General features: G+C 56.3%; 20 protein-coding genes. 12 read left to right on the plus strand and 8 right to left on the minus strand.

Translation table 11 applies throughout. The features are described 5' to 3' along the window. The first annotated feature begins 40 nt into the window (after positions 1-40). Positions 41-1,510, plus strand: coding sequence for a hypothetical protein (locus J3P73_RS19725; protein WP_018073644.1), 1,470 nt, complete (start codon positions 41-43; stop codon positions 1,508-1,510). 188 nt (positions 1,511-1,698) lie between these two features. Here the strand turns inward: J3P73_RS19725 and J3P73_RS19730 are convergent, their stop codons facing one another. Continuing rightward, a complete protein-coding gene (locus J3P73_RS19730) occupies positions 1,699-1,998 on the minus strand; it encodes a hypothetical protein (RefSeq protein ID WP_024319334.1) in 300 nt (99 codons plus the stop codon). 308 nt (positions 1,999-2,306) lie between these two features. On the opposite strand from J3P73_RS19730, the gene J3P73_RS19735 reads away from it, so the two are divergent. Together J3P73_RS19735 and J3P73_RS19740 are read left to right on the plus strand one after the other, a co-directional pair. Continuing rightward, positions 2,307-3,218 (plus strand): glycosyltransferase family 8 protein, encoded by a 912-nt coding sequence (locus J3P73_RS19735; protein WP_027689281.1) that lies wholly within the window; start codon positions 2,307-2,309, stop codon positions 3,216-3,218. Positions 3,219-3,350: 132 nt separating this feature from the next. Further along, positions 3,351-4,373: a glycosyltransferase family 2 protein gene (locus tag J3P73_RS19740; RefSeq protein ID WP_130692525.1), complete on the plus strand. Its 1,023-nt coding sequence runs from the start codon at positions 3,351-3,353 to the stop codon at positions 4,371-4,373. A 183-nt stretch (positions 4,374-4,556) separates the two neighbouring features. Here the strand turns inward: J3P73_RS19740 and J3P73_RS19745 are convergent, their stop codons facing one another. Further along, positions 4,557-5,309, minus strand: a complete 753-nt coding sequence (locus tag J3P73_RS19745; RefSeq protein WP_018073638.1) for a Crp/Fnr family transcriptional regulator — start codon at positions 5,307-5,309, stop codon at positions 4,557-4,559. Between the two features lie 452 nt (positions 5,310-5,761). Between J3P73_RS19745 and J3P73_RS19750 the strand changes: the two genes are divergently transcribed. After that, positions 5,762-6,418, plus strand: coding sequence for a sugar transferase (locus tag J3P73_RS19750; protein ID WP_024319330.1), 657 nt, complete (start codon positions 5,762-5,764; stop codon positions 6,416-6,418). A gap of 66 nt (positions 6,419-6,484) precedes the next feature. On the opposite strand, the gene J3P73_RS19755 is transcribed toward J3P73_RS19750, so the two are convergent. Then, complete coding sequence (locus tag J3P73_RS19755) at positions 6,485-6,781, minus strand: hypothetical protein (RefSeq protein ID WP_018073636.1); 297 nt, start codon at positions 6,779-6,781, stop codon at positions 6,485-6,487. 589 nt (positions 6,782-7,370) lie between these two features. Next, positions 7,371-8,480 carry an acyltransferase family protein gene (locus tag J3P73_RS19760; RefSeq protein ID WP_018073635.1) on the minus strand — a complete coding sequence of 370 codons (1,110 nt, stop codon included), beginning with the start codon at positions 8,478-8,480 and terminating at the stop codon, positions 7,371-7,373. 251 nt (positions 8,481-8,731) lie between these two features. Between J3P73_RS19760 and J3P73_RS19765 the strand changes: the two genes are divergently transcribed. Beyond that, positions 8,732-11,050, plus strand: a complete 2,319-nt coding sequence (locus J3P73_RS19765) for a membrane-bound PQQ-dependent dehydrogenase, glucose/quinate/shikimate family (RefSeq protein ID WP_130692527.1) — start codon at positions 8,732-8,734, stop codon at positions 11,048-11,050. Between the two features lie 258 nt (positions 11,051-11,308). Here the strand turns inward: J3P73_RS19765 and J3P73_RS19770 are convergent, their stop codons facing one another. Beyond that, entirely contained in the window at positions 11,309-12,064 is a 756-nt protein-coding gene (locus tag J3P73_RS19770) for an SDR family NAD(P)-dependent oxidoreductase (RefSeq protein ID WP_018073633.1), read from the minus strand. Between the two features lie 230 nt (positions 12,065-12,294). Here J3P73_RS19770 and J3P73_RS19775 point away from each other — a divergent pair, with 230 nt between their 5' ends. The 6 genes from J3P73_RS19775 (at position 12,295) to J3P73_RS19795 (ending at position 16,150) form a co-directional block, all read left to right on the plus strand. Further along, a complete protein-coding gene (locus tag J3P73_RS19775; RefSeq protein ID WP_024319328.1) occupies positions 12,295-12,882 on the plus strand; it encodes a L,D-transpeptidase in 588 nt (195 codons plus the stop codon). A gap of 165 nt (positions 12,883-13,047) precedes the next feature. Next, positions 13,048-13,167, plus strand: coding sequence for a hypothetical protein (locus tag J3P73_RS37650; protein ID WP_026171022.1), 120 nt, complete (start codon positions 13,048-13,050; stop codon positions 13,165-13,167). 161 nt (positions 13,168-13,328) lie between these two features. After that, positions 13,329-13,913 carry a hypothetical protein gene (locus J3P73_RS19780; protein ID WP_018073631.1) on the plus strand — a complete coding sequence of 195 codons (585 nt, stop codon included), beginning with the start codon at positions 13,329-13,331 and terminating at the stop codon, positions 13,911-13,913. Between the two features lie 50 nt (positions 13,914-13,963). Beyond that, entirely contained in the window at positions 13,964-14,557 is a 594-nt protein-coding gene (locus J3P73_RS19785; protein WP_018073630.1) for a protein-S-isoprenylcysteine O-methyltransferase, read from the plus strand. Between the two features lie 10 nt (positions 14,558-14,567). Further along, on the plus strand, positions 14,568-15,353 hold the full coding sequence (locus J3P73_RS19790; RefSeq protein WP_024319327.1) for a hypothetical protein: 786 nt from the start codon (positions 14,568-14,570) through the stop codon (positions 15,351-15,353). Beyond that, positions 15,350-16,150, plus strand: coding sequence for an SDR family NAD(P)-dependent oxidoreductase (locus tag J3P73_RS19795; RefSeq protein WP_018485524.1), 801 nt, complete (start codon positions 15,350-15,352; stop codon positions 16,148-16,150). The genes J3P73_RS19790 and J3P73_RS19795 overlap by 4 nt, the downstream gene beginning before the upstream one ends. 322 nt (positions 16,151-16,472) lie before the next feature. On the opposite strand, the gene J3P73_RS19800 is transcribed toward J3P73_RS19795, so the two are convergent. From J3P73_RS19800 to J3P73_RS19810, 3 genes are all read right to left on the minus strand, one after another. Continuing rightward, positions 16,473-17,255, minus strand: a complete 783-nt coding sequence (locus tag J3P73_RS19800; protein WP_130656109.1) for a FadR/GntR family transcriptional regulator — start codon at positions 17,253-17,255, stop codon at positions 16,473-16,475. Between the two features lie 194 nt (positions 17,256-17,449). Next, positions 17,450-18,436, minus strand: coding sequence for a substrate-binding domain-containing protein (locus J3P73_RS19805; protein WP_130665025.1), 987 nt, complete (start codon positions 18,434-18,436; stop codon positions 17,450-17,452). A 48-nt stretch (positions 18,437-18,484) separates the two neighbouring features. After that, on the minus strand, positions 18,485-19,465 hold the full coding sequence (locus J3P73_RS19810; RefSeq protein ID WP_024319324.1) for an NAD-dependent epimerase/dehydratase family protein: 981 nt from the start codon (positions 19,463-19,465) through the stop codon (positions 18,485-18,487). A gap of 259 nt (positions 19,466-19,724) precedes the next feature. Between J3P73_RS19810 and J3P73_RS19815 the strand changes: the two genes are divergently transcribed. Next, positions 19,725-20,465 carry an ATP-binding cassette domain-containing protein gene (locus J3P73_RS19815; protein WP_130693101.1) on the plus strand — a complete coding sequence of 247 codons (741 nt, stop codon included), beginning with the start codon at positions 19,725-19,727 and terminating at the stop codon, positions 20,463-20,465. Positions 20,466-20,475: the final 10 nt, after the last annotated feature.

Here is a 20,475-nt window from a genome sequence, read left to right on the forward strand (position 1 = left end):
GATGCCTCCGCCGCTCGCCGTCCGGATCGGGATCTGAAGCATGTCGATAGAACCGATCGGTTTCATCGTTCTGCTGCTCGGCCTGCTCGGCATGGTCAACGGCGCGCGTTTTGCGGTCGCGACCCTTTGCCTGTCGACGCTGCTGGGGGCCGCAGCGGCTCTCCAATTGCCCGCGCTCGGCGGCAGCAGCATCCAGCCGAGCCATCTTCTGGTGCTTTTTCTCGTGGCCGCCGCCCTGCTGCGCCCGGCTCAAACACAGGCCATGCTGACCAGCCTCGCCTATCCGGGTCCCGGTTTCTGGTTTGCCGCCTACATCCTGTTTTCTGTGGCATCGTCTTTCTTTTTGCCCCGCATTTTTGCAGGCGCGACCCTGGTCTACTCCTCTGCACGAGACGCCACGGGCATGATGTCGACGGTGGCCGCTCCCTTGTCGCCGGGTTCGTCTAATCTCAGCCAGTCCGTCTACCTGCTCGGCGACCTCGCCTGCTTTGCCGTCATCTCGGGGCTTGCCAGGCTCGGCTATGCCCGTTTTATCGCACTGCAGTTGATCGTCGCCTCGATCGCATGTTTTGCCCTGGCGTTGATCGATATCGGAACGTTCCTGACTGACCAGTCCTACCTGCTCGATGTCATCAGAAATGCGAATTATACGATGCATACGGCCGAGACGATCAGTGGCTTCAAACGCATCGTCGGTTCGTTCCCCGAAGCAAGCACTTATGGCGCGGTCGCACTGGCCTATTTTTCCTTCACGCTCATGCTTTGGCTGGAGCGCGTCCAAAGCCGCATGGCGGGACTTGCAACGCTTTTCATCGGCCCGACGATCGTCCTTTGCACATCGACAACCGCCTATATCGCCGGCATCTTCATTGTCTGCATGTTCGTGCTGTATTGCTTGAAGCGACTGATCGGCGGCCCGGCCACGACCCCGCACGTGACACTCCTGGTGATCACGCTGTTCTTGATTCCCTGCGCCATCGTCGCGCTCAGCCTTGTCCCCGATGCGTGGGATTCCATCGCCGGCCTGGTGAACACCACCTTGTCGGACAAGCTTCAATCGCAATCCGGCGAAGAGCGCACTGCCTGGAACACGCTGGCATTGATCGCATTCGTCGATACTGCCACCTTCGGCGCCGGACTCGGCACGGTTCGAGCATCGAGCTTCATCGCTGCATTGCTTTCCAATGTCGGATTGACCGGCACTCTTCTCTTCGCCGCCTTCCTGTACAGCCTCGTGAGAGCCTCCGGCCGGCATAGGTCAGGCGATCGGGAGATGCACGCGATCGGAAACGCGGCGGTGATGGCATCCATCGCCCAGGTCGCCTCGGCGGCGATATCGGGAAGCGGCACCGATCTCGGTTTGCTGTTCAGCACCACGGCCGGTCTGGCGGCCGGCTGCCTGGCGGCAACCAATACCTCGCCACGCCGCGCGACCCGATCGCTTGCCAACCGGACTCCACTGGAGACATCGACATCTCTGATGAGAGCGCCGATGTTCTCAACACGATGACGCCCGCTGTGGAGCTCCGCCATGGCGTAGCATGGCAATCTCATCAAGCCGTTGGCGCGCCGGCACGGGGCCGAAGCCGGCCGGCCGCGCCGCATCTTTCAAGAATCGCCTGTAAAAACAACCTGGCCAACGAACGCCGTCCCGCAAGGCCATCCGCAGAGGGCTATGCGGCGGATTCTATGTCGATATTAGCCTTGCGGGCGCTCACGGGTGGTCGCGACACTATCTGCAGCGGAATTGTTTTCCCGCAGCCTGGCACTGCGTCGCAAAAACCCCGAGAGGAACACGCCCGCCAGATAGCCGATTTCCATAAGCGAGAGAATGGCGACACCAAAGAGGATTGCCGCAATCACCGAAGACCCGTCGGCGAAAGCCACACTGCCGAAGCCGATTGCCACGAGAAATGCAAAAATTGCGAAAGCCCAGGCGCGGATGGAAGCCCCGGCAGCGATCGAAATGACGGCTGCCACAAGTATGGTGATCAACATGACAATCCCCCTCCCCTCCGCATTCCACCAAACGTCCCGGCACCAATCGTCGTACCGCGAAACGATATGTCGAAACACAGCCTTATGACAGACAAGGCATTCTTCACAATGAATACCTCAACAATGAAACACACAAAAGCCGCCGTCAGCGAGACACCGATTCAGCACCAGTTGGACTGGATGTCGGCAATATATACTGAACAGGGCCTTCATATGACAGAGCTGTCGGCTCAATTCACAACTGTTCCCTCGCCTCGCAAAGACAATGCCGATTCAATCGTATTGCGCACAATCGGAAGGGTGATGACATGAACAATCAGTGCGTCGTCTACGTCACGGATGTCGAGTATTCATTTCCGACCATTCTCTCGGCGCTTCAGGCTCGCAAATTCGCAAGCCCCGCGACCGATGTCTGCGTCCTCATGTCGGAACATCTCGACAATTTCGAGGAGCTGAAAGGCCTGCTCGCAACGAACGGGGTCATATTGATCGATGCGACTGAGGCGCTGCAGGACTCGCTCGGCAAGCTCGACAGTTCGCATTTCCAGGGGCGCATCAGCGTCAGCACGATGGCCAAGCTGGTCCTTTGCGAGATCCTGCCTGCCCATTATACCCAGATCATCTACCTCGATGGGGATACCCAGATCGTCAGCGATCTGGGTGCTTTCGAAAGTACAACTGTGCCCGAAGGCAGGTTTTTCGCGGCGCGCGATTACACGGCGATCCATGACTTCCTCGACACAGGAAAGGACAGCCACTATTTCAATGCAGGGGTCCTGAAATTCCATCGCCACGGCTGGATCGGACAGGAGGCGCTTGAGCTTTTTGCTAGAAATCCCGAGGCCTGCGAGGGCAAACATGATCAGGGCGCTTTGAATTATGTCTGCGGTTCATCGCTCATCCTCGTATCGAACCGGTGGAACTTCCCCAAACAGTTCCTTCATCTGGTGACCATGTCCTCCTTGTCGATCGTCCATTATATGGCGCATCCGAAGCCATGGCACGGAACCTTCTTTCCATGGACCGATAAAGAAAGCCAAGTGTACGTCGACCTGCGCAAAGCACATCCGATTTACAACTCGCTGTATCGCGGAATAAGCTTCGACCGTAAGATGCTGTATAAATATCGATCGATACGGGCGCGCATCGAACACGCGATTGAGAAAAACGAATCCAATCCTCGGGTTCAGAGCCTGCTGGTTGGCGATTATGCCGTATGATGATGTATTGCTGGTCCGACCTGAATGTTCGCGAAACTGAACTTAGCGTCGCCGGTCGAGCCGTGGATTTGCAGACGGAAGCGCAAGTATTCATCCATTCATTCCAGGAATGGATAATGTTCAGGACAGAATATGAGTTATAGGGCTTCCGCCGCCAGTATCTCGCATTATGTGAAAGCCCGCCTGCGCCGGTCGCTCAAGGCTCGGCAGGTTCGCTATGACCTGCTGCGCAGCGGGCTCAAGCAGGCGCGTCACGTCGTCATCTGCGTCATCCGCGACGAAGGGCACCGCCTGGCCTTCTTCCTGCGGTATTATCGTGATCTCGGCTTCGAGCACTTCATCTGCATCGACAACGGCTCGAACGACGGCACGGCCGAGTTGCTGTCCAGCTTCGACGACGTCTCCCTTCTTTCAGCTCATGGGTCCTACAAGGCGGCGAGATTCGGAAACGACTGGATCAACGAAGTCATCAACCGGCACTGCCGGGAGAAGTGGGTCCTGTACGTTGATGCAGATGAATTTCTGGTTTATCCCCATTGCGACACCCGGCCGATCGATCAATTGACCGCCTATATCGAATCCATGGGCGGCCACTCGCTCCGCTCGGTCATGATCGACATGTATAGCCCGCATCCCGTTCTCGAGAACATCTGCGAGCCCGGTCGCAACCCGCTCGAGGTCTGCAATCTCTTCGACCGATCCGGCTACGTCGCGCATTTCGACAAACGCGACCGAACAATATGGATCAAGGGTGGCGTTCGCGGGCGGGTCTACTTCCACGACCGGCTGTGGGACGGCCCCGCGCTCAACAAGATACCTCTCGTCTATGTCCAGGGTGAACGTCTGTTTCTCAAATCATCGCACCAGGTCTGGCCGCTCTCGCTGAATTTGGGCGACATGCGCGGAGCGCTCGGCGTATCCGGCGCCCTTCTGCATTTCAAGTTTCTGTCGACCTTCGTGCACAAGGTTGCCGATGCGGCACACCGGTCCCAACATACGGAAGAATACACCGTATACTCCTCAGGCAAGGACATGGATGACTTCGTCCATGACGATACGGGGACCTACCGAAGCTGGAAGGACCTGTCCGATCACGGGCTCATACAGGGTGAAGGCTGGAAATACTGGAGGAATGCTTCCGAGACCGAAGTCTAATGCAAGTCGCCCAAAAATGCGCAGCGGTTTTGGGACGACGCGCATGAAGACAAGAGCCAACACGTCAACCCGAGCTTTCAGCCTGCATCGTCTGACTATCAAATCCCCATCAAACACAAAACCCGCCGGCGGCGGGTTCTGTTGAGGCTTCTGCCGTTCCGTTTATTTTATCGAGGCGCCGCCTCAAACGAGAGACGTCACACCCTCGGCGTAAGCTTCTAGCGCCTTCCGGTTGAGAATGCGGATTTTGCCCTGTGTCCCGTCGACCACTTTGCTCTCGCGCAAACGCCGCAGGCACTGGTTGACCTTCTCACGCGACGCCGGCAGCGTTGCGGCCAGGTCATGTTGGGAGATGATCAGCTCATCGCCGCTACTCTCCGCATCCATTCTGTACAGGGCAGAAAGACGCAGCAGCGTCCGGGCCACTCTCTGCCTTAGACTCGATCCGGCATTGGCAATGATCCGCAGTTCGAGTTCGGAAACACGCGCCAGCGCCTTTGACAGGATCTTCACCTGAAATTGCGGATCGTTCGCACACAAGTCGCGCAGTAACCGACCGTCGAAGTAATGGAGTTCGCAGTCCGAGGAGGCCCGATATTCCAAACTGAGAGACTGCTTGCGCAGCACCTCCAATTCGCCGATCAAGCCACCTTTAGGAATGATTTCGACGATGAACTCTCGTCCATCGGCAAGCGGGGTGCTTGCACTCACCATTCCGCGCTGCACGCGGGCGAACATGTCGATGAGAACACCGGCGCTGGCAATAAGCTCACCGCGACGAAACTTTCGAACACTCGAGCGGCAAAACGGGAACTCGTGATCCAAATCCCCCCGGTCGCCGTAAACAATACCTACAGTCCCGAAAGTAATCGCTTCGCCAATTCGCGCCGCGCTTCCTCTAGTCCTGTCGTCTCTGATGCTAATCGCCCCATCCATAAGTGCAACTCCACGCAGACTAATTGACTTACTATCTCGAGAGACATTCGTAATAAGTTGAATTAAAAAGTCAAACAATAATAAAATAAAAATCTCGTGTTTAAACTATACATAATTATGACGACTCCTCACATTTATATATAATAAAATTCATATTGAATTCTATCACAAGAAAATCCTTGAAGCTGCGCGACGGTTTTTATACAATTTATGACAATTGCCTACCTGTAGAATAAGTTAACAACTATAAGAGTAATATAAGAATATAAAATAAATATGAATGACGCCTCCGTTATATATTTCAATAACAAAGGTAATATTTTAAATAGTCAAAAGAATTTCTTCAGAGTATAAGGAATTTATTGAAGATTATGACCTCGGTCACAGACATCAAACTTGCATTAAAACAAGCTTTGGCTGTGATTTCTGGGGTTTGTCTAACGGAGACGCGGATGGCGGGAAAAAATCAGGGCGTCAACCCGACCAAACCTTGGCGGGATTTCGCCAGGGCTCGACAGGAAAGGCGTCCATTCAATTCGTCACAATCCCATAGGATCAGCAGAATTCTGAAGCGTGCATTTGACATCATCATTGCGGCAAGTGTCCTATTCCTTCTGTCGCCGCTCCTTCTGTCGGTGGCAGTCATCATAACGCTAAGTGATCGGGGGCCTGTATTCAATTCCCATCGTCGGCTCGGTCATAAGGGAAAAGAGTTTGGTTGCCTCGAGTTTCGTACGACAAGAGCCGACGCAACGGCCAAAGCACAGGTCACTGTCGTCGGCGATATTTTGAGACGATCGAGCCTCGCCAAGCTTCCGCAATTTATCAACCTGTTGCTGGGTCAAATGAGCCTCGTCGGGCCCCGCGCCATTAGCAAAGAAGAGCTGCCACATTACGGTGAACATGCTTACGCCTACATGGCCGTCCGTCCCGGCCTGACTGGCCATTGGCAGACCAGCGGGCGCAATGACGTCAGCTACCAGAATAGAGTTTCCCTCGACGTCGAGTATTTGTCCAAATGGACGCTGGCGTTGGATTTCGTGATCATGGCAAAGACGCTCTCCGCCCTGCTTTCCCGGCACGCCTTACTGCCCAGGGTGGATTCCTAAAGCGCGTCGCAATCTTTCAGCTTCGCGCCTCGCTTGGCCGAGCATCCGGCGGCCTCGGTCATGTCATTACCCATGAGGACGTTTGCCCGTGACATGGGAGCGCTCCGTGATGGAGTTCTTTTTCCGGCGCTTTTGAATATGCCACAAGGAGAAGGCAAATAGACCCACCAGATAGCATATCTCCATCAATACAAGCACTTCGACACAGGAAACGACCGCCTCCGTCAAGGAGGTACCTTTCAGCAGGATCACGCCGCCCAAGGCCGTGACCACCAGAAATGCAAAAATTGCAAAGGCCGAGGCGCGAATGGTCGCTCCGGCAGCGATGGAGACGGCAACCACGACGAGCGTGCTCTTCAGCATTATTCTGATCCTCTCTTCACACCTCCTTCAAGCCACCGCCAGCCCTCAATGACATGACAAAACCCAAAGTCGAAACGAAGTCCGATCAAAGTATTTTATCTATTACGGTTAAAATATTGCTAATATCCGCCCAGCAAGTCGATTGAACCACGTCGGATAATATTCGACTATTCACCCAGCAGGGCCGCTCTACCGATTAAACCCAAGAAATCCTTGGATATTGCAGTCAGAAAGATTTAGGCACCGGCGGCTTATACAGGAGCCGGCAATGCAGCTCCGGCGTTCTCTCGCCGAACTGAACGTTCACTTGTTGTGTTCCTGAAAAGATGAATTTTGGCCATAGGCTTACGCTCGAGCGCATGTGCGCTGGCAACGATCGGGCTTACGCTCGTCCGGCAAGCGCGACGGCATCAGGGTTGAGCAACAGCCTACGCAAAACTCGGCTCCTACGATGGACCCGGATTGTTCATCTGAGGTGATCGGCGCGCAACAACGAAACAGGGCCCGCCGCTATGACGAGCCCCGCTGATGTCCTTGCCGGTTGAACACCTGCGATGAATTGCCGGCATCGAGGCCGGTGTCGACAAGCCTATTTCGAGACCGCGCCGGCCAATTGCCGTTTTGCGACGCGTTGGAGACTGAGGTTTTCCAGCCAGGTGACTTGTTTCCTCAATTTCAACGCCGGCTTTTCGATGAATCTCCACGAGAAGGCGGCAAAGCAAGTGGCAATGATGCTGCAGACAATGCCGTTCAGCCACCAGTTATGCGCCCAAGGCCCGAGCGCTACGAACGCCTGCTGGATCGGATAGCCATAGAGGAAGACGCCGTAGGAGTAGTCGGCTCCACGCAGGACGCCAAGCTTGCGGGGCGAGGTGAGACCAAGGAAGACCGTGACATATCCCATGGCCGGAATGGCAACAAAGTCCCCAAAGGAGGTGAACCAATAGGCCCACAGTATGAATGCCACCGAGGCGAGGAAAATTCGGATATCCCAAAGAACCTTGTCCTTGTAGAGATAGAAGGTCACCCCCACAAGAAAAGCACAAATGAGCAGATTGCCCGACGCGGTCGTCGGCATATTCGCCCAATCACTTTCATGTTTCCAATATCTTGCGATACCGAAGCTTATGATCAAGGCCGGCGTTGCGATAAGGGCAATCACCCGCCGCCTGACCACGCCCAGCAAGAAGAGGGCGGCGATCACCGCATAGCACTCAAGCTCGAAGGGCACCGTCCAGAGCTGTCCGTTCACCATCGCGGCATCAGGATTATCCAGGAATACCCCGGGAAGATTGAAGTGAATGTGCCCTGTGACATTCATCAGATATGTAAAGAACTGAGGATCGGTGAAATAGTCACGCAGGTCATACTCTGTATAGATCGCTCCGAGTATAAAGGCAGCCAGCAATACCTCAACCGCAAGAGCAGGGTAGATCCGGATAAATCGGTTACCGAGAAAGGAGATCAATGTCTTCGATCGTTCAAGACTGCCAGCCACCAGGAACCCGCTCAGGACAAAGAACATGGGCAGCACTGACTTGATAACAGGGCGGAAGGGTGACTCCCAGAGAAACAGGTCATCGCCGTACGTGACGCGGGCTGTATGTATCCAAAGCACTGAAAAGGCTAACAGTAATCGCATATAATCGAATCCTGTCGGTCGCCCGTTCGCTTGATCAAGCTTTTCGCCGAGAAACATCTGTGCCCCTTTCAGAAGTATTAACTCGATTTGGATGGCAAGCCGTCGTAGCAGAGCGGCGACCGCATCATTGCCGGATGGTGGCCGTGTGTCAGTGACCACAGGTACATCAGCTAAAAATTGAACGAGAGCGCCCCTCTCGCGAAGATGCGTATTTGACCATCAACCCATGGCCCTGTGCTTCCCGAGGTGCCCTGCGACGGTCGGAGTTGGAATCCAGGTGATCGGGCAGCGGATTGGATGAGGAGACTATGAATTTTCTGGCCACCCTGTTTTGTCTTGTTCTCGCCTTTATCGGATTGGGGCTGATCGGAGGCGGCGCCTGGCTGTTGCGCCTCGGCGGCTCGCCCTATTACGCGATCGTTGGGCTTGCTTATGTGGTTGGCGCGTTTCTGCTGTGGCGGCGGAAGATGTCAGGTAGCCTCATCGTCCTGCTTGTCGCCGTTTTCACCCTTCCCTGGGCGCTATGGGAGTCGGGTCTCAATTTTTGGGCACTTTTTGCCCGCTTGATGTCCCCCATCGCGCTGGCGGGCTTTGCGCTTTTTTTTGCGCCGTCACTTTCCCCGACCGCCAACCGGAAGCTCTTTTATGGCGGCGCCTTGATCACGGCGATCCTGTTCGTCGCCGGTTTCGGCCTGAGCTTCGTGCCGCATGGGATCATCCGTCCCACCGCCGACATCACCGCTTACAAGATCGCCAAGGGTGACAACGCTCCCTCCGATTGGACATCCTATGGCCGCACCACCGCAGGAGATCGTTATTCGCCATTCGATCAGATCAACCGCGGCAATGTGTCCAAGCTCGATCTTGCCTGGACATATCGCACCGGAAAAAGCGATGGCGCCGATCAGAACACGCCTCTGCAGATCGGCGATACGGTCTACACCTGTACGCCGACAGATGTGATCGCAGCGCTCGATGCAGATACGGGTAAACCCCGCTGGACCTTTGACCCCAAGGCGACGGCGCCTTACTGGCAGCGCTGCCGCGGCCTCGGCTACTACAAGATGCCAAAGGAAACCCAGTCCGCCGATGGTCTCTGTAACGAGCGTTTGGTGCAGACGACGATTGATGCCCGTCTCCTGGAGATCGACAGCAAGACCGGCGCACTTTGCAAAGGCTTCGGAGACAATGGCACCGTGCAGCTTTCCCAGGGCATGGGCGAAGTCAAGACAGGCTATTACTTCCAGACATCAGCGCCGCTGATTGCCCGCAACCTGATCGTCGTCGGAGGCTGGGTCACGGACAATCAGGAGGTCGGCGAGCCCTCGGGCGTCATCCGCGCGTTCAACGTGGTCACGGGCGAGCTCGAATGGGCATGGGATCTTGGCAACCCCGAGATCACCAAACTCCCGCCGGAGGGCCAGACCTATACGCGAGCCACGCCCAACATGTGGACGACGGCCGCATTCGACGACAAGCTTGGCCTCATCTATGCACCGCTCGGCAATACCACGCCGGATTATTACGGCGTCAATCGCCCTGCCTTCGCCGATCAATACAACGCGACATTGGTGGCGCTCGATGTGACGACGGGTCGGGAGAAATGGAAATTCCAGACCGTGCATCACGATATCTGGGACTATGATCTGCCGGCCCAACCCATCCTGATCGACCTGCCTGACGGCAATGGCGCCACCGTGCCTGCTCTGCTGCAGACCACCAAACGCGGGCAGCTTTTTCTCCTCGACCGCCAAACCGGCACACCCCTTGCCGAAGTTCAGGAGAAGCCGGTGCCGCAGCAAGGCGGCGCGCCGGACGAGAAACTCTCCCCGACGCAGCCCTACTCAGTCGGCATGCCGACGATCGGTGCAGAACGCGTGACCGAGCAGACGGCCTGGGGCCTGACGATGTTCGATCAGTTGGCATGCCGCATCGCATTCCGCAAGATGCGCTACGACGGCGATTTCACCCCGATCGGCACGCAGTATGCGATCCAGCAGCCGGGAAATCTGGGTGGTCTCAACTGGGGAAGCGTATCGGTAGACCTGCCCAACAACAGGGTCTTCATGAACGATATTCGCGTGCCCAGTCTCTTCGCACTCATTCCGCGCGCCGAATACGTCGACTTTGCCCTGACCACAACCGCGCACGGCCCCTCCGCCCCCCAGCGTGGTACGCCTTACGCCATGGCCACCGAGATGTGGACATCGAGGCTTCGCGTTCCCTGCACGCAACCGCCCTTCGGCACCGTCACCGCAGTGGATCTGAATACGCGCAAGATCGCATGGCAGGTTCCGGCCGGCACAGCCGAAGAACTCGGGCCGTTCAAGATCAAAACCAAGCTGCCCATGCAGATGGGCCTGCCGAGCTACGCCGGCACTTCGGCGACCGCCGGCGGAATCGTCTTCTTCGCTGGCTTCCAGGACTATTATATCCGTGCCTATGATGCCGAGAACGGTACCGAACTCTGGAAATATCCCCTGCCGGTCGGTTCGAGCGCGACGCCCATGACCTATGTCTCACCGAAAACAGGCAAGCAATATGTTCTGATATCGGTTGGTGGCGCACCCTATTCGAAGGATATCGGCGACTATGTCTTCGCCTTCTCTTTGAAGAACCGAGATTAGCGGGGGGGGGCGTGATGGAGGAGCTTGGACCGAAAACCTCGCGAAAGCAGCGCGTATCGTGAGTATTCCGCTTGATACGAGACATCGATTCGGTTGCTGCGCGCTATTTCCAATCTCAGCTACGGTGATGGCGATAGCCGACAGGATCACCAGAGAGGACCGCGATGTCGTGTAAAACACGGGCCATCCCAGTCAGCCACGCCATCTGGCAAAATAGAGACAGGTTGGACATCGTCGCATCCTTCTCAAGCCCTTTCTTCAGTGAGCAGTATAGGCCCCATCCACTAGGTAGTGCCCTCCAGTGATGAAGCTGGCCTGCTCGGACAAAAGGAAACACACAAGAGCTGCGACCTCTTCCGGTTTTCCACGCCTGCCCATTGGTTGAAGCGATGCCATGCGTCGCGTGCTCGTCGCCTCAAGATGCTCCGACAAAAGTGGCGTTTCGATCCAGCCGGGACCGACGGCATTTATGCGGATACCCAATCTCGCATACTCCATCGCAGCGACTTTCGTCAGTCCAACGACCCCGTGCTTGGCTGCGGTGTATGCCGCCGCGGTGGGTAATCCAACGGTCCCGAGAGTGGAAGACATATTCACGATTGCGCCGCCGCCCAGCTTGAGCATCGCGCCAATTTCGGACTTCATGCAATAGAAAACGCTGTTCAGATTGACGTTCATCACCTTGTGCCAATTATCGAGCGGATAGTCTGCGACCGCTGCGCGCACCCCATCGATTCCCGCATTATTGACCGCCAGATCCATGCCGCCACATGTCTCGACGGTAAAATCGACAAGTCTCTGCACACTTTCACTGTCACTGACATCGACGACAAATTCACGGGCGCGGCCTCCCTCTGATCTGATCGCGGCGGCAATCGTGTGTGCTGCGTCAGCATTGATATCGGCGACAACAACCTCGGCACCCTCCTCAGCGAGGTGTCGAGAAACGGCGGCACCAATTCCGGAACCTGCGCCCGTTACGATCGCGATTTTTCCTTCCAGGCAAAGCTTCATCGTCTCCGTCCTTGTTGATATGCTAATATTCGATCGGCGCGATTGTTGATGCAAGGGGTTTCACGGATAAATAGAGGGGCATGGTATTGCGCAGCTTCAGATGTTGCCAGTGTTGCGAACTCATCCTCCACAGAGTTGAGTGTCTTTATCAAAAGATGTCGCAATCTAATTTGGAATGAACGGGCTAATTTGGAATGAACGGGATCGACGGTATTACTGGGCAGGTGGAAATGGATAAACAGCATATTACACGCCGGGGGCTCGTGCTGGGGAGCCTGGCTCTCATGCTTTCTGGATGTACTTCGGGCGATGGACCGCCACTGGGCTACCGATTCGCAAGGGATCCGGATTCCGATCCCCGCTATCGACGACAGGAGGTCGCCTATACGGGGAGTGAACCGCCCGGAACTATCGTCGTCGATACGGCGAGCCGCTACCTATACTTCGTGGAGGCAGACGGACTGGCGACTCGCTATGGCGTTGCCGTCGGAGAGGAAGGACTGAGTTTCAAGGGCGAGGCCACCATCGGCTATAAGGCAGAGTGGCCTTCGTGGAAGCCCACCAATGACATGATTCAGCGCAAGCCCCGGCTGGCCAAATATGCCGATGGGGTACCGGGAGGACCGCTCAACCCTCTCGGTGCAGCGGCCCTCTACCTCTATCAAGGCGGACAAGATACACTGTTCCGGTTGCACGGAACGAATGCCCCCTGGTCGATAGGCCGTGCTGTTTCGAATGGGTGTATTCGCTTGACGAACGCAAACATCGTCGACCTCTACTCCCGTGCACGCGTAGGCACGCGCGTGGTTGTCATCTGATGGTGTTTACCATTTGAAATCGTGGGGTTGGCCATAGCAATATGTATCTGCTAATGTAGATTCGTTGCATGTTGCATCATGTCTGCCCTATCCAGGGTACTGAGTGTCGCTAAACTTTAAGGTGTAGCTTAGAAGGCTATGCCATGATGAGGAGAGGACTTCTTGATGAGCAGAATTCTAATCGTAATCCTTGCGATGTTTGCGGTGGCCAATCTGAGTGCTTGCGGGTCGATTGGCAAAGGCAAGGGGAAAGCCCCACCGCCGGCAGAGGCAGTCTATAAGTAGCATATCGCGTTTGAAATTTAGGAAGGGTCACATAGACCCTTCCTCTTCTTGCACCATAAACCGCCAGGCTTGCGCTCCTTCGCGACTCACAGCGCACGAGTGGCATTTTATATGCTGACGTCGGGCTCCCATTCGTCAGGGCCTGCATATGGAGCTTAGTGATGGCGCTTGGAAGAGGCGGTAGGTCGCTATTTATTATGTTGGCGGTCGTGGCATCGTCATGCCAGACAGAAGACAAAAGGCCTTTACCGCATTATACGTCGAATGGCAGAGGCGTAGCTCCAATCAATGCGGCTGAAAACAAATCAAATCGGCATTTCATCGAATTCCGCTCACGCTATGCGCTGACCTACGGCCACACCTACGTCGTTTTTGGGCAGGCGGATAAAAACGGAAATATGATCAATCCCGAAGTTGCAGGGCTTGCCCCAGCTTCTCCCGATGCCGCGCAGTATGTAATAGGCCACTTCATACCGGTTCCGGCCACGACCGGAGCGACGGACGGTGACCTGGAAGAGCAGTACAGATCAGCAAGCTGGCGTGTGATGCTGAGTGATAATGAATATAACGACACAGTTGCGTATATACGCAAACTGCAGGCAACCTCTCGTCTCTGGGAGGCATCGGTATACAACTGCAATGCCTTTGTGGCGGATATCGCACGGCACATGGGTTATAAGGCGCCCAGCATTTGGCTAAGGCCGCAACAGTTCATTACAAACCTTCGGGAGATGAATACAGGTTGATTACCGGGCATCAAAGAAGGCAGATCGTGGAAAGGTTCTGGTGACTTGATTTGAACTTATCAGCAGCCGTCGTCGGCGAGGTCATCTGGGTTCTCGGAATTGTTGCATGGTGCATCATTCGATACCCATTTGAGCGTCGCGCAAAGCGAGTGCCGGTCGTCAGTAACCGCCGTACCGGTTCAGAGGCGGTCGGGCTTGCGGCAGCCCTCGCCGGACTTGCGATCGTGCCGGGATTTTACGTCGCGACCGGCATCCCTGAGGCAGCCGACTATACCGCCCATTTGTGGGCCGTCGTGATCGGGACAATACTCTTCTGCGCCGCGATGTGGGTCTTTCGAAGGACCCACAAGCAATTAGGACGAAACTGGTCGATTACACTGGAGATCCGCCAGCAGCACGAATTGATATGCGCTGGCCCGTACGCCCTTGTCCGCCATCCGATGTACACGTCGTTTCTTCTGATGGGGCTTTCACAAGCGTTTCTGCTGCCGAACTGGGTGGCAGGCATGGCGGGCCTGATCGGCTTCGCCGTTCTATTCTTCCTAAGGGTGGACAAGGAAGAACGTATGATGCTGGAAGTTTTCGGCCCTCAATATCAAGCGTATATGGCGAAGACCAAGCGCATCATCCCTTATCTTTATTAGAGGTGGCAAGATGAGAGGCCGAACGATCAAGCTCTCGGCATCGCGACGCCTTGTCGGAGATCTGATGAGATTCTCGATCGGGGTGCCGCGTGTGACGGTCCAGCGGCAAATGAACCTTCGGCCCCTCCTGGATGCAAGAGACGGAGCGGATGCCCGGCCGTCCTGGACAGTGCTTTTCTTGAAGGGATACGCTCTGCTCTCTCAAGAAATTCCTGAATTGCGGCGTGCTTATATCAAGTTTCCGTGGCCACAACTCTATGAATATCCGGCCAGCGTGGCCTCCATTGCCCATGAGCGCGAGCATGACGGAGAGCGGGTCGTTCTGCTGAGCACCATCAAAGGTCCCGAGCAACGCTCAATCACCGAGCTGGAGACGCTGATCCGTGCGGCGAGGTCACTTCCGGTTCTGGAGATCAAGGAGTTTCGGCGCGCGCTGAAGCTTGCTCGCGCACCTGCCCCTGTGAGGTGGCTGCTCATGTGGCTCGGACTCAATATAGGACGGAAGCGAGCGCGCTATTTCGGCACCTTCCAACTGTCAGTCTATTCGGGTCTCGGAGCAGAGTCTCTCAACCCTCTCAGTCCGCTGACCACACTTTTCAACTACGGCCCGATCGGCGAGGATGGATCGGTTACTGTCCGCATTCACTACGACCACAGGGTTATGGATGGAGCGAATGTGGCACGGGCATTGGAACGATTCGAAAGGATCTTGAACGGCGAAGTCACCGACGAAGTAAAAAGCCTCGTCCAGAGAGGAGCCATGACCATCATACCGTCGGTGGGAACATCGAAGTGACCCCACACGACGAGTTCCGTTCGGCTGTCGTCGTGGTTGGCGGTTCCCGCGGCATTGGACGAGCAATCGCAAAGGTTGCCGCACGCGACCGCAACGTCGTCGTGCTCATCGCACGCTCGCCTGAAGGCCTCACCGCTGCGGCAGCCGACGTACAGCAGGCCGGCGGTGAGGCCTTCACGCTGGAGCTGGATCTGCTTGCAGCCGACGCGTCCGAGCGTCTCGAGGCTTTTCTGACCGCCAATGATTTGGTCTGTGGCGTGCTGGTCAACAGTGCCGGGTATGGCCTGCGAGGCGCAGCAACATTACTCCCCCTCAACGATCAGCTTGGGATCGTCGATCTCAATATACGCGCCCTGACGGATTTGACCCTTCGCTTCCTGCCTGGAATGCTTGCGCGCGGACGCGGCGGCGTGATCAATCTCGGCTCCATAGCCGGTTTGTTTCCCGGGCCGTATATGGCGTTGTACTACGCAAGCAAGGGTTTCGTGCACTCTTTTTCGGACGCGCTCCATCAGGAAGTGCGCCGCTTTGGCGTTACGGTGACATGTGTCGCGCCCGGACCGGTGTCCACCGAATTCCTCGAAAAGGCCGGCGCGAACCGGGCGGCTCTCTTCAAGATATTGCCCAAGCTGGACGCTGAATATGTCGCAGAGCGGGCCTGGAGCGGTTTCAACTCCGGCCGTCGCCGCGTTGTGCCCGGCATTTCAGCCAAGTTGCTTACGCTTGTCGCATTCTTGCCGACCGCAGCTATCCTCCCCCTGATCGGTCGCCTGCAGCGCAGAAGCAAAGATCCATAACCTTGCGGTTCAGGAAATAACCTCGAGGTATGTTGCTATAGACGGTCTCCGGCATGGTGCCAGCCGATTCCGAGCCAGCAACGGGCGCGAAGAGGATACAAAACGGACGGCCATTCCGATCGTCCTCCAATTTGTCGAGAAACGCGTGATCGGCGAGACACCCTCCATCGGCCCGGGGCGTTGCAGGTGCATGGCCTCATCGCCAGCATCGTGGCGCTCCAGGAAGTTCTCGATCTCATGACCCGGCACTATCTTGCCGAGGTGCGGAACGATCTCGAGGAAAGACTGGCCTCAGGGAACTAGCCCGACAGGATACAACCGTCTAGCGTGACCACCGGGCTATAATGTCGTCGGTATTTGCCAGCGCCTTGCGGACTGCGTTACGCGCCATGTTCGGTCGCTGCAATCGAATGCTTTTCTCAATATTTTCATGAAGTTTCAGCGCATATCGCAGGTTGTCTTCCTCCCGCGTGACATGGGCGAAGAGGTGATTCAGCGCCGATTCGATCAGGACGCCGAGCGGCACCAACAGATCATTTCCGGAGGCGCGTAAGATCGCGATGTGAAATCGCGCATCGGATTCTGTTCGCTGCTGGAGCGATGTCGCCTGATCCATGTCATGCAGGGCCTGACTGATCGCGTTCATTTGCTCGTCAGTTCGGCGCTCCGCAGCAAGCGCAGTCGCTTCCGGCTCGATCATATGCCTGAGTTCTTGGACGGCCCTCAGAAAGGATTCGCGATCAGGAGATGCGGCATACCAGCCCAAGACATCTCGATCCAGCAGGTTCCAACGTTCCTTGGGTTCGACCCAGCTGCCGATTTTCGGGCGGGAAGAAAGCAGGCCCTTGGCCATCAGCATCTTGATCGCTTCGCGCACCGCTGATCGGCTGACGTCAAAGACTTCCGACCATTTTGCCTCATTTGGCAGGATCGTACCCGGCGGATAGTCGCCGCGCACGATCCGGAGACCGATCTCGCCTGCCAAAGACACATGAACACTCGCCCCAGTCATGCGGGGAGAATTTGGGCGCCTTGTGGTGGCCGAGCGGTCAACCATCACCACCTCGACCGCAGCCGTTGGCTTTCCCGATTTTTTGTCAGGCATTTATTTCTACTGCCTCAGCATTCTTTCGACTGTCTGCACGTATGATCAAAACAATCGTAATAACGAGGAAGTCGCCTGCGATTGACGCCGGCACAAAGCGCGGAATTCAGGGCGCGTCAAGTCCTGCGGATCTCTCGATCCGTCTCGTGAGGACAGTCGGCGCACCCTTGAACCGGGTGCGCCAAACCGTGAACCTACTTTTGAATGCAGGTGTCGACTGTATCCTTTGTGCACTCATCGAGCCCGGTGAAGACCGGATCTTCAACCGGCTTGCCGGCAATCAGATCCATCATCACCGAAGGTGCCTTGTAGCCCATCTCGAATGGCCGCTGGCCGACCAGCGCAGTCACCAGACCTTCCTTCGCAATGGCAACCTCGTCGCCGATCGTGTCGGCCGCACCAATGACGAAATCGTTGCTGGCGATCTTGTCGGCCATCGGCTTGAACAGGTCGCGATAGGGTTGCGGCGCACCGAACAATGGCCAGCCACCCATAATGCCGAATGCGTCCATGTCGGGATTGGCCGCGAGAATATCGGTCATTGCCTGAACACCCGCGGCACCGTTGTCATTGGTGAACACCGGGCAGCCGGCAACCTCAGTCCAACCACCCTCGCCTTTCAGCGCGGTCAAGCCCTTCTGGCCAGTGAGCGTGTCGCGCATGCCTTGTGCGCGGCGGAGAATATTGTCTGCGCCCGGATTGCCTTCGATCGTGCAGATCTTACCGCCGTTCGGCTTGGCCTTCTTGATGTACTCCCCGATGCGGGCGCCCATCAGATAATTGTCCGTGCCAAGATAGGTCTTGCGTAAGGCTGCATCCTCGGCGGCAAGATCTGCGTCGAGCGTCATCACCGGTACCGTTGGATTGGCCGTCTTCAGGGTCTGGGCGATGAGCTTTGCATTTGACGGCGAAATTGCGATTGCTGCCGTGTCTGCCTTGCCCAACATATCCTGAACGATCTGCGCTTCGCCGGCTTCATCGGATGTCGATGCCGGACCGGTGTAGAAGCACTCGTATTCCGCCGTGGGGTTCTCCTTGTTCCATTTCTGGCAACCTTGATTGATTGCTTCGAAGAACGGATTGTCGAGGCCCTTGACGACGATGACGAGTTGCTTCTTGGCCAAGGCCTGCCCGGCGGTGAGTGCTAAGACTGCGGCTGTAAGTAGTAATGCCTTCCTCATAGTTTCCTCCCTTGAAACAGACGGACACCGCGTGCCCGCCACACGAAATCAACCCGGATACCAGACGATGCGAGGCTCCTCCTTCGAACGCTCGTATTGCCAGGCTGAGTCGATAAGCATTTCGAGATCGTAGTTTGGCCGCCAATCCAGCAGGTATTTCGCTTTGCTGTTGTCCATCCAATTGGAATGGAAGCGGCTTGGTATGTCGATGGAGCCGAGATTGCGCGTACGCAGGAGATAGGCGGCGACCTCAGCATAGTCGACAGGTCGATCCATGCAGATATTGAAGAGTTGCCGCTCCGACCGCGGGTTATCGATCGCTGCCAGTATTGCCGATACAAGGTCGTCGACATGCACGAAGTTGCGTTTCAGCGGACGCCCATCGGCATCGAGCAGCAGCGGCACCGTACCCATCGCTGCATAACGCCGCGCCGCGTCTTCGGGAACGAGCGTCTTCCAGTCCGGACCGCCAAAGATATCGTCTCCAAAAGACAGCGAATACTTGAAATCGTCCTTTTCCATGATCCAGGGCGCGCGCAGACAACAGCCATTGAGGCCGTACTGAATGCCAAACTGCTCCAGCATGACCTCTTCCAGGACTTTGGAAAGCGCATAGCTTCCCGGATAGGCACAATGGCGGGCGTTCTCGGTGATCGGGCCGTCGTGGCGATAGTGGAAATGTCCCACACCCGCATCACCACCGATCAGGATGAACTGGCGTGCCGTGACGCTCGTACGGAACTCCTCGAGCAGCCAGAAGAGACCTTTGACCGTGACATCCATGACGTCTTCAGGCGTTTCCTTGCATGTGGCGAGATGCACGACATGGGTAACGTCATCCAGCGCCGCTGCCACGACATCGCGATCAGCGATCGAGCCTTGGAAAACGTCGACACGGTCGGTCGCCTCGTACAAACGATTATGACAAAGCGCACGAATACGGGCCTTGGAAAATCTCGGATCGTCAAGCAGCCCAGCAATGAAGCGCCGCCCGACCTTGCCCGTCGCACCGGTAACAAGGATTAGCATGCTCTTTCTCCCCCATTGATAGCTAATATCCGGGCGCCACTCTCGTCAAATGATATTTGTCTGACAAAACAGATTTTTGCGACAATAAGATCAATGGCCGGGACAATGAGTTGACGCTGTCGCAGGGTTTTGCGTAAATGCTCCCAATCGTTTTTCCTGGGAGGATATTGGAAAGGCGAACTCGCCGGAGCCTTGCGTCGAAGACAAGCAGGGTTCGGAGCGATGGATGGCCCGCAGGTTTTGGGAGGCGCGTAGGCTGGTGGCGGTTCTTGAGCTCAGCAATATTTCCAAACATTTCGGTGCCATCCAGGCAGTCAACGATGTTTCGTTTTCGCTCGAAGCGGGGCAGGTCGTCGGCCTGATGGGCGACAACGGGGCTGGCAAATCCACACTGGTGAAGATGATTGCCGGTAACTTTCGACCGAGTCATGGAACCATGCGGCTCGACGGCGCCGATCTCGTGCTTCATCAGCCGAAGGAAGCGCGCCTGAATGGCATTGAGATCGTTCACCAGGATTTGGCGCTTTGCAACAATCTGACGGCGGCAGCGAACGTGTTCCTCGGCCGAGAATTGCGCCGCGGCGTATGGCCTCTTCGCATCCTCGACCACAAGAGCATGTACAAGCGCGCCGCTGAGATATTTCGCGAGCTCAAATCCGAAACGCGGGCGCGCGATCTCGTCAAGCAAATGTCAGGTGGCCAGCGGCAAGCGGTGGCAATCGGCCGCACGATGCTGTCTGAAGCCAAAATCGTATTGATGGACGAGCCGACAGCAGCCATTTCAGTGCGCCAGGTGGCTGAGGTTCTGAACCTGATCCGCCAATTGCGGGACCGGGGCATTGTCGTTGTCCTGATCAGCCACCGCATGCCCGACGTCTTTTCGGTCGCCGACCGTGTGATCGTGATGCGGCGAGGCAGAAAAGTTGCCGACAAGCAGATTGCGGCAAGTTCGCCGGAGGAAGTGACGGGACTGATCACCGGCGCCATTGAACAGGTGTGATCGATGCTAT

Source organism: Rhizobium ruizarguesonis (genome assembly GCF_017357285.1).
In the GTDB taxonomy this organism is placed as follows: domain Bacteria; phylum Pseudomonadota; class Alphaproteobacteria; order Rhizobiales; family Rhizobiaceae; genus Rhizobium; species Rhizobium ruizarguesonis.

Coding starts and splice junctions, on each gene's coding strand:
- J3P73_RS19745 (WP_018073638.1), bottom strand. CDS start 5,309: ATGGATGGGGCGATTAGCATCAGAGACGACAGGACTAGAGGAAGCGCG.
- J3P73_RS19760 (WP_018073635.1), bottom strand. CDS start 8,480: ATGTTTCTCGGCGAAAAGCTTGATCAAGCGAACGGGCGACCGACAGGA.
- J3P73_RS19805 (WP_130665025.1), bottom strand. CDS start 18,436: ATGAGGAAGGCATTACTACTTACAGCCGCAGTCTTAGCACTCACCGCC.
- J3P73_RS19735 (WP_027689281.1), top strand. CDS start 2,307: ATGAACAATCAGTGCGTCGTCTACGTCACGGATGTCGAGTATTCATTT.
- J3P73_RS19780 (WP_018073631.1), top strand. CDS start 13,329: ATGGCGCTTGGAAGAGGCGGTAGGTCGCTATTTATTATGTTGGCGGTC.
- J3P73_RS19765 (WP_130692527.1), top strand. CDS start 8,732: ATGAATTTTCTGGCCACCCTGTTTTGTCTTGTTCTCGCCTTTATCGGA.
- J3P73_RS19810 (WP_024319324.1), bottom strand. CDS start 19,465: ATGCTAATCCTTGTTACCGGTGCGACGGGCAAGGTCGGGCGGCGCTTC.
- J3P73_RS19755 (WP_018073636.1), bottom strand. CDS start 6,781: ATGCTGAAGAGCACGCTCGTCGTGGTTGCCGTCTCCATCGCTGCCGGA.
- J3P73_RS19770 (WP_018073633.1), bottom strand. CDS start 12,064: ATGAAGCTTTGCCTGGAAGGAAAAATCGCGATCGTAACGGGCGCAGGT.
- J3P73_RS19800 (WP_130656109.1), bottom strand. CDS start 17,255: ATGCCTGACAAAAAATCGGGAAAGCCAACGGCTGCGGTCGAGGTGGTG.
- J3P73_RS19725 (WP_018073644.1), top strand. CDS start 41: ATGTCGATAGAACCGATCGGTTTCATCGTTCTGCTGCTCGGCCTGCTC.
- J3P73_RS19740 (WP_130692525.1), top strand. CDS start 3,351: ATGAGTTATAGGGCTTCCGCCGCCAGTATCTCGCATTATGTGAAAGCC.
- J3P73_RS19790 (WP_024319327.1), top strand. CDS start 14,568: ATGAGAGGCCGAACGATCAAGCTCTCGGCATCGCGACGCCTTGTCGGA.
- J3P73_RS19775 (WP_024319328.1), top strand. CDS start 12,295: ATGGATAAACAGCATATTACACGCCGGGGGCTCGTGCTGGGGAGCCTG.
- J3P73_RS19750 (WP_024319330.1), top strand. CDS start 5,762: ATGGCGGGAAAAAATCAGGGCGTCAACCCGACCAAACCTTGGCGGGAT.
- J3P73_RS37650 (WP_026171022.1), top strand. CDS start 13,048: ATGAGCAGAATTCTAATCGTAATCCTTGCGATGTTTGCGGTGGCCAAT.
- J3P73_RS19730 (WP_024319334.1), bottom strand. CDS start 1,998: ATGTTGATCACCATACTTGTGGCAGCCGTCATTTCGATCGCTGCCGGG.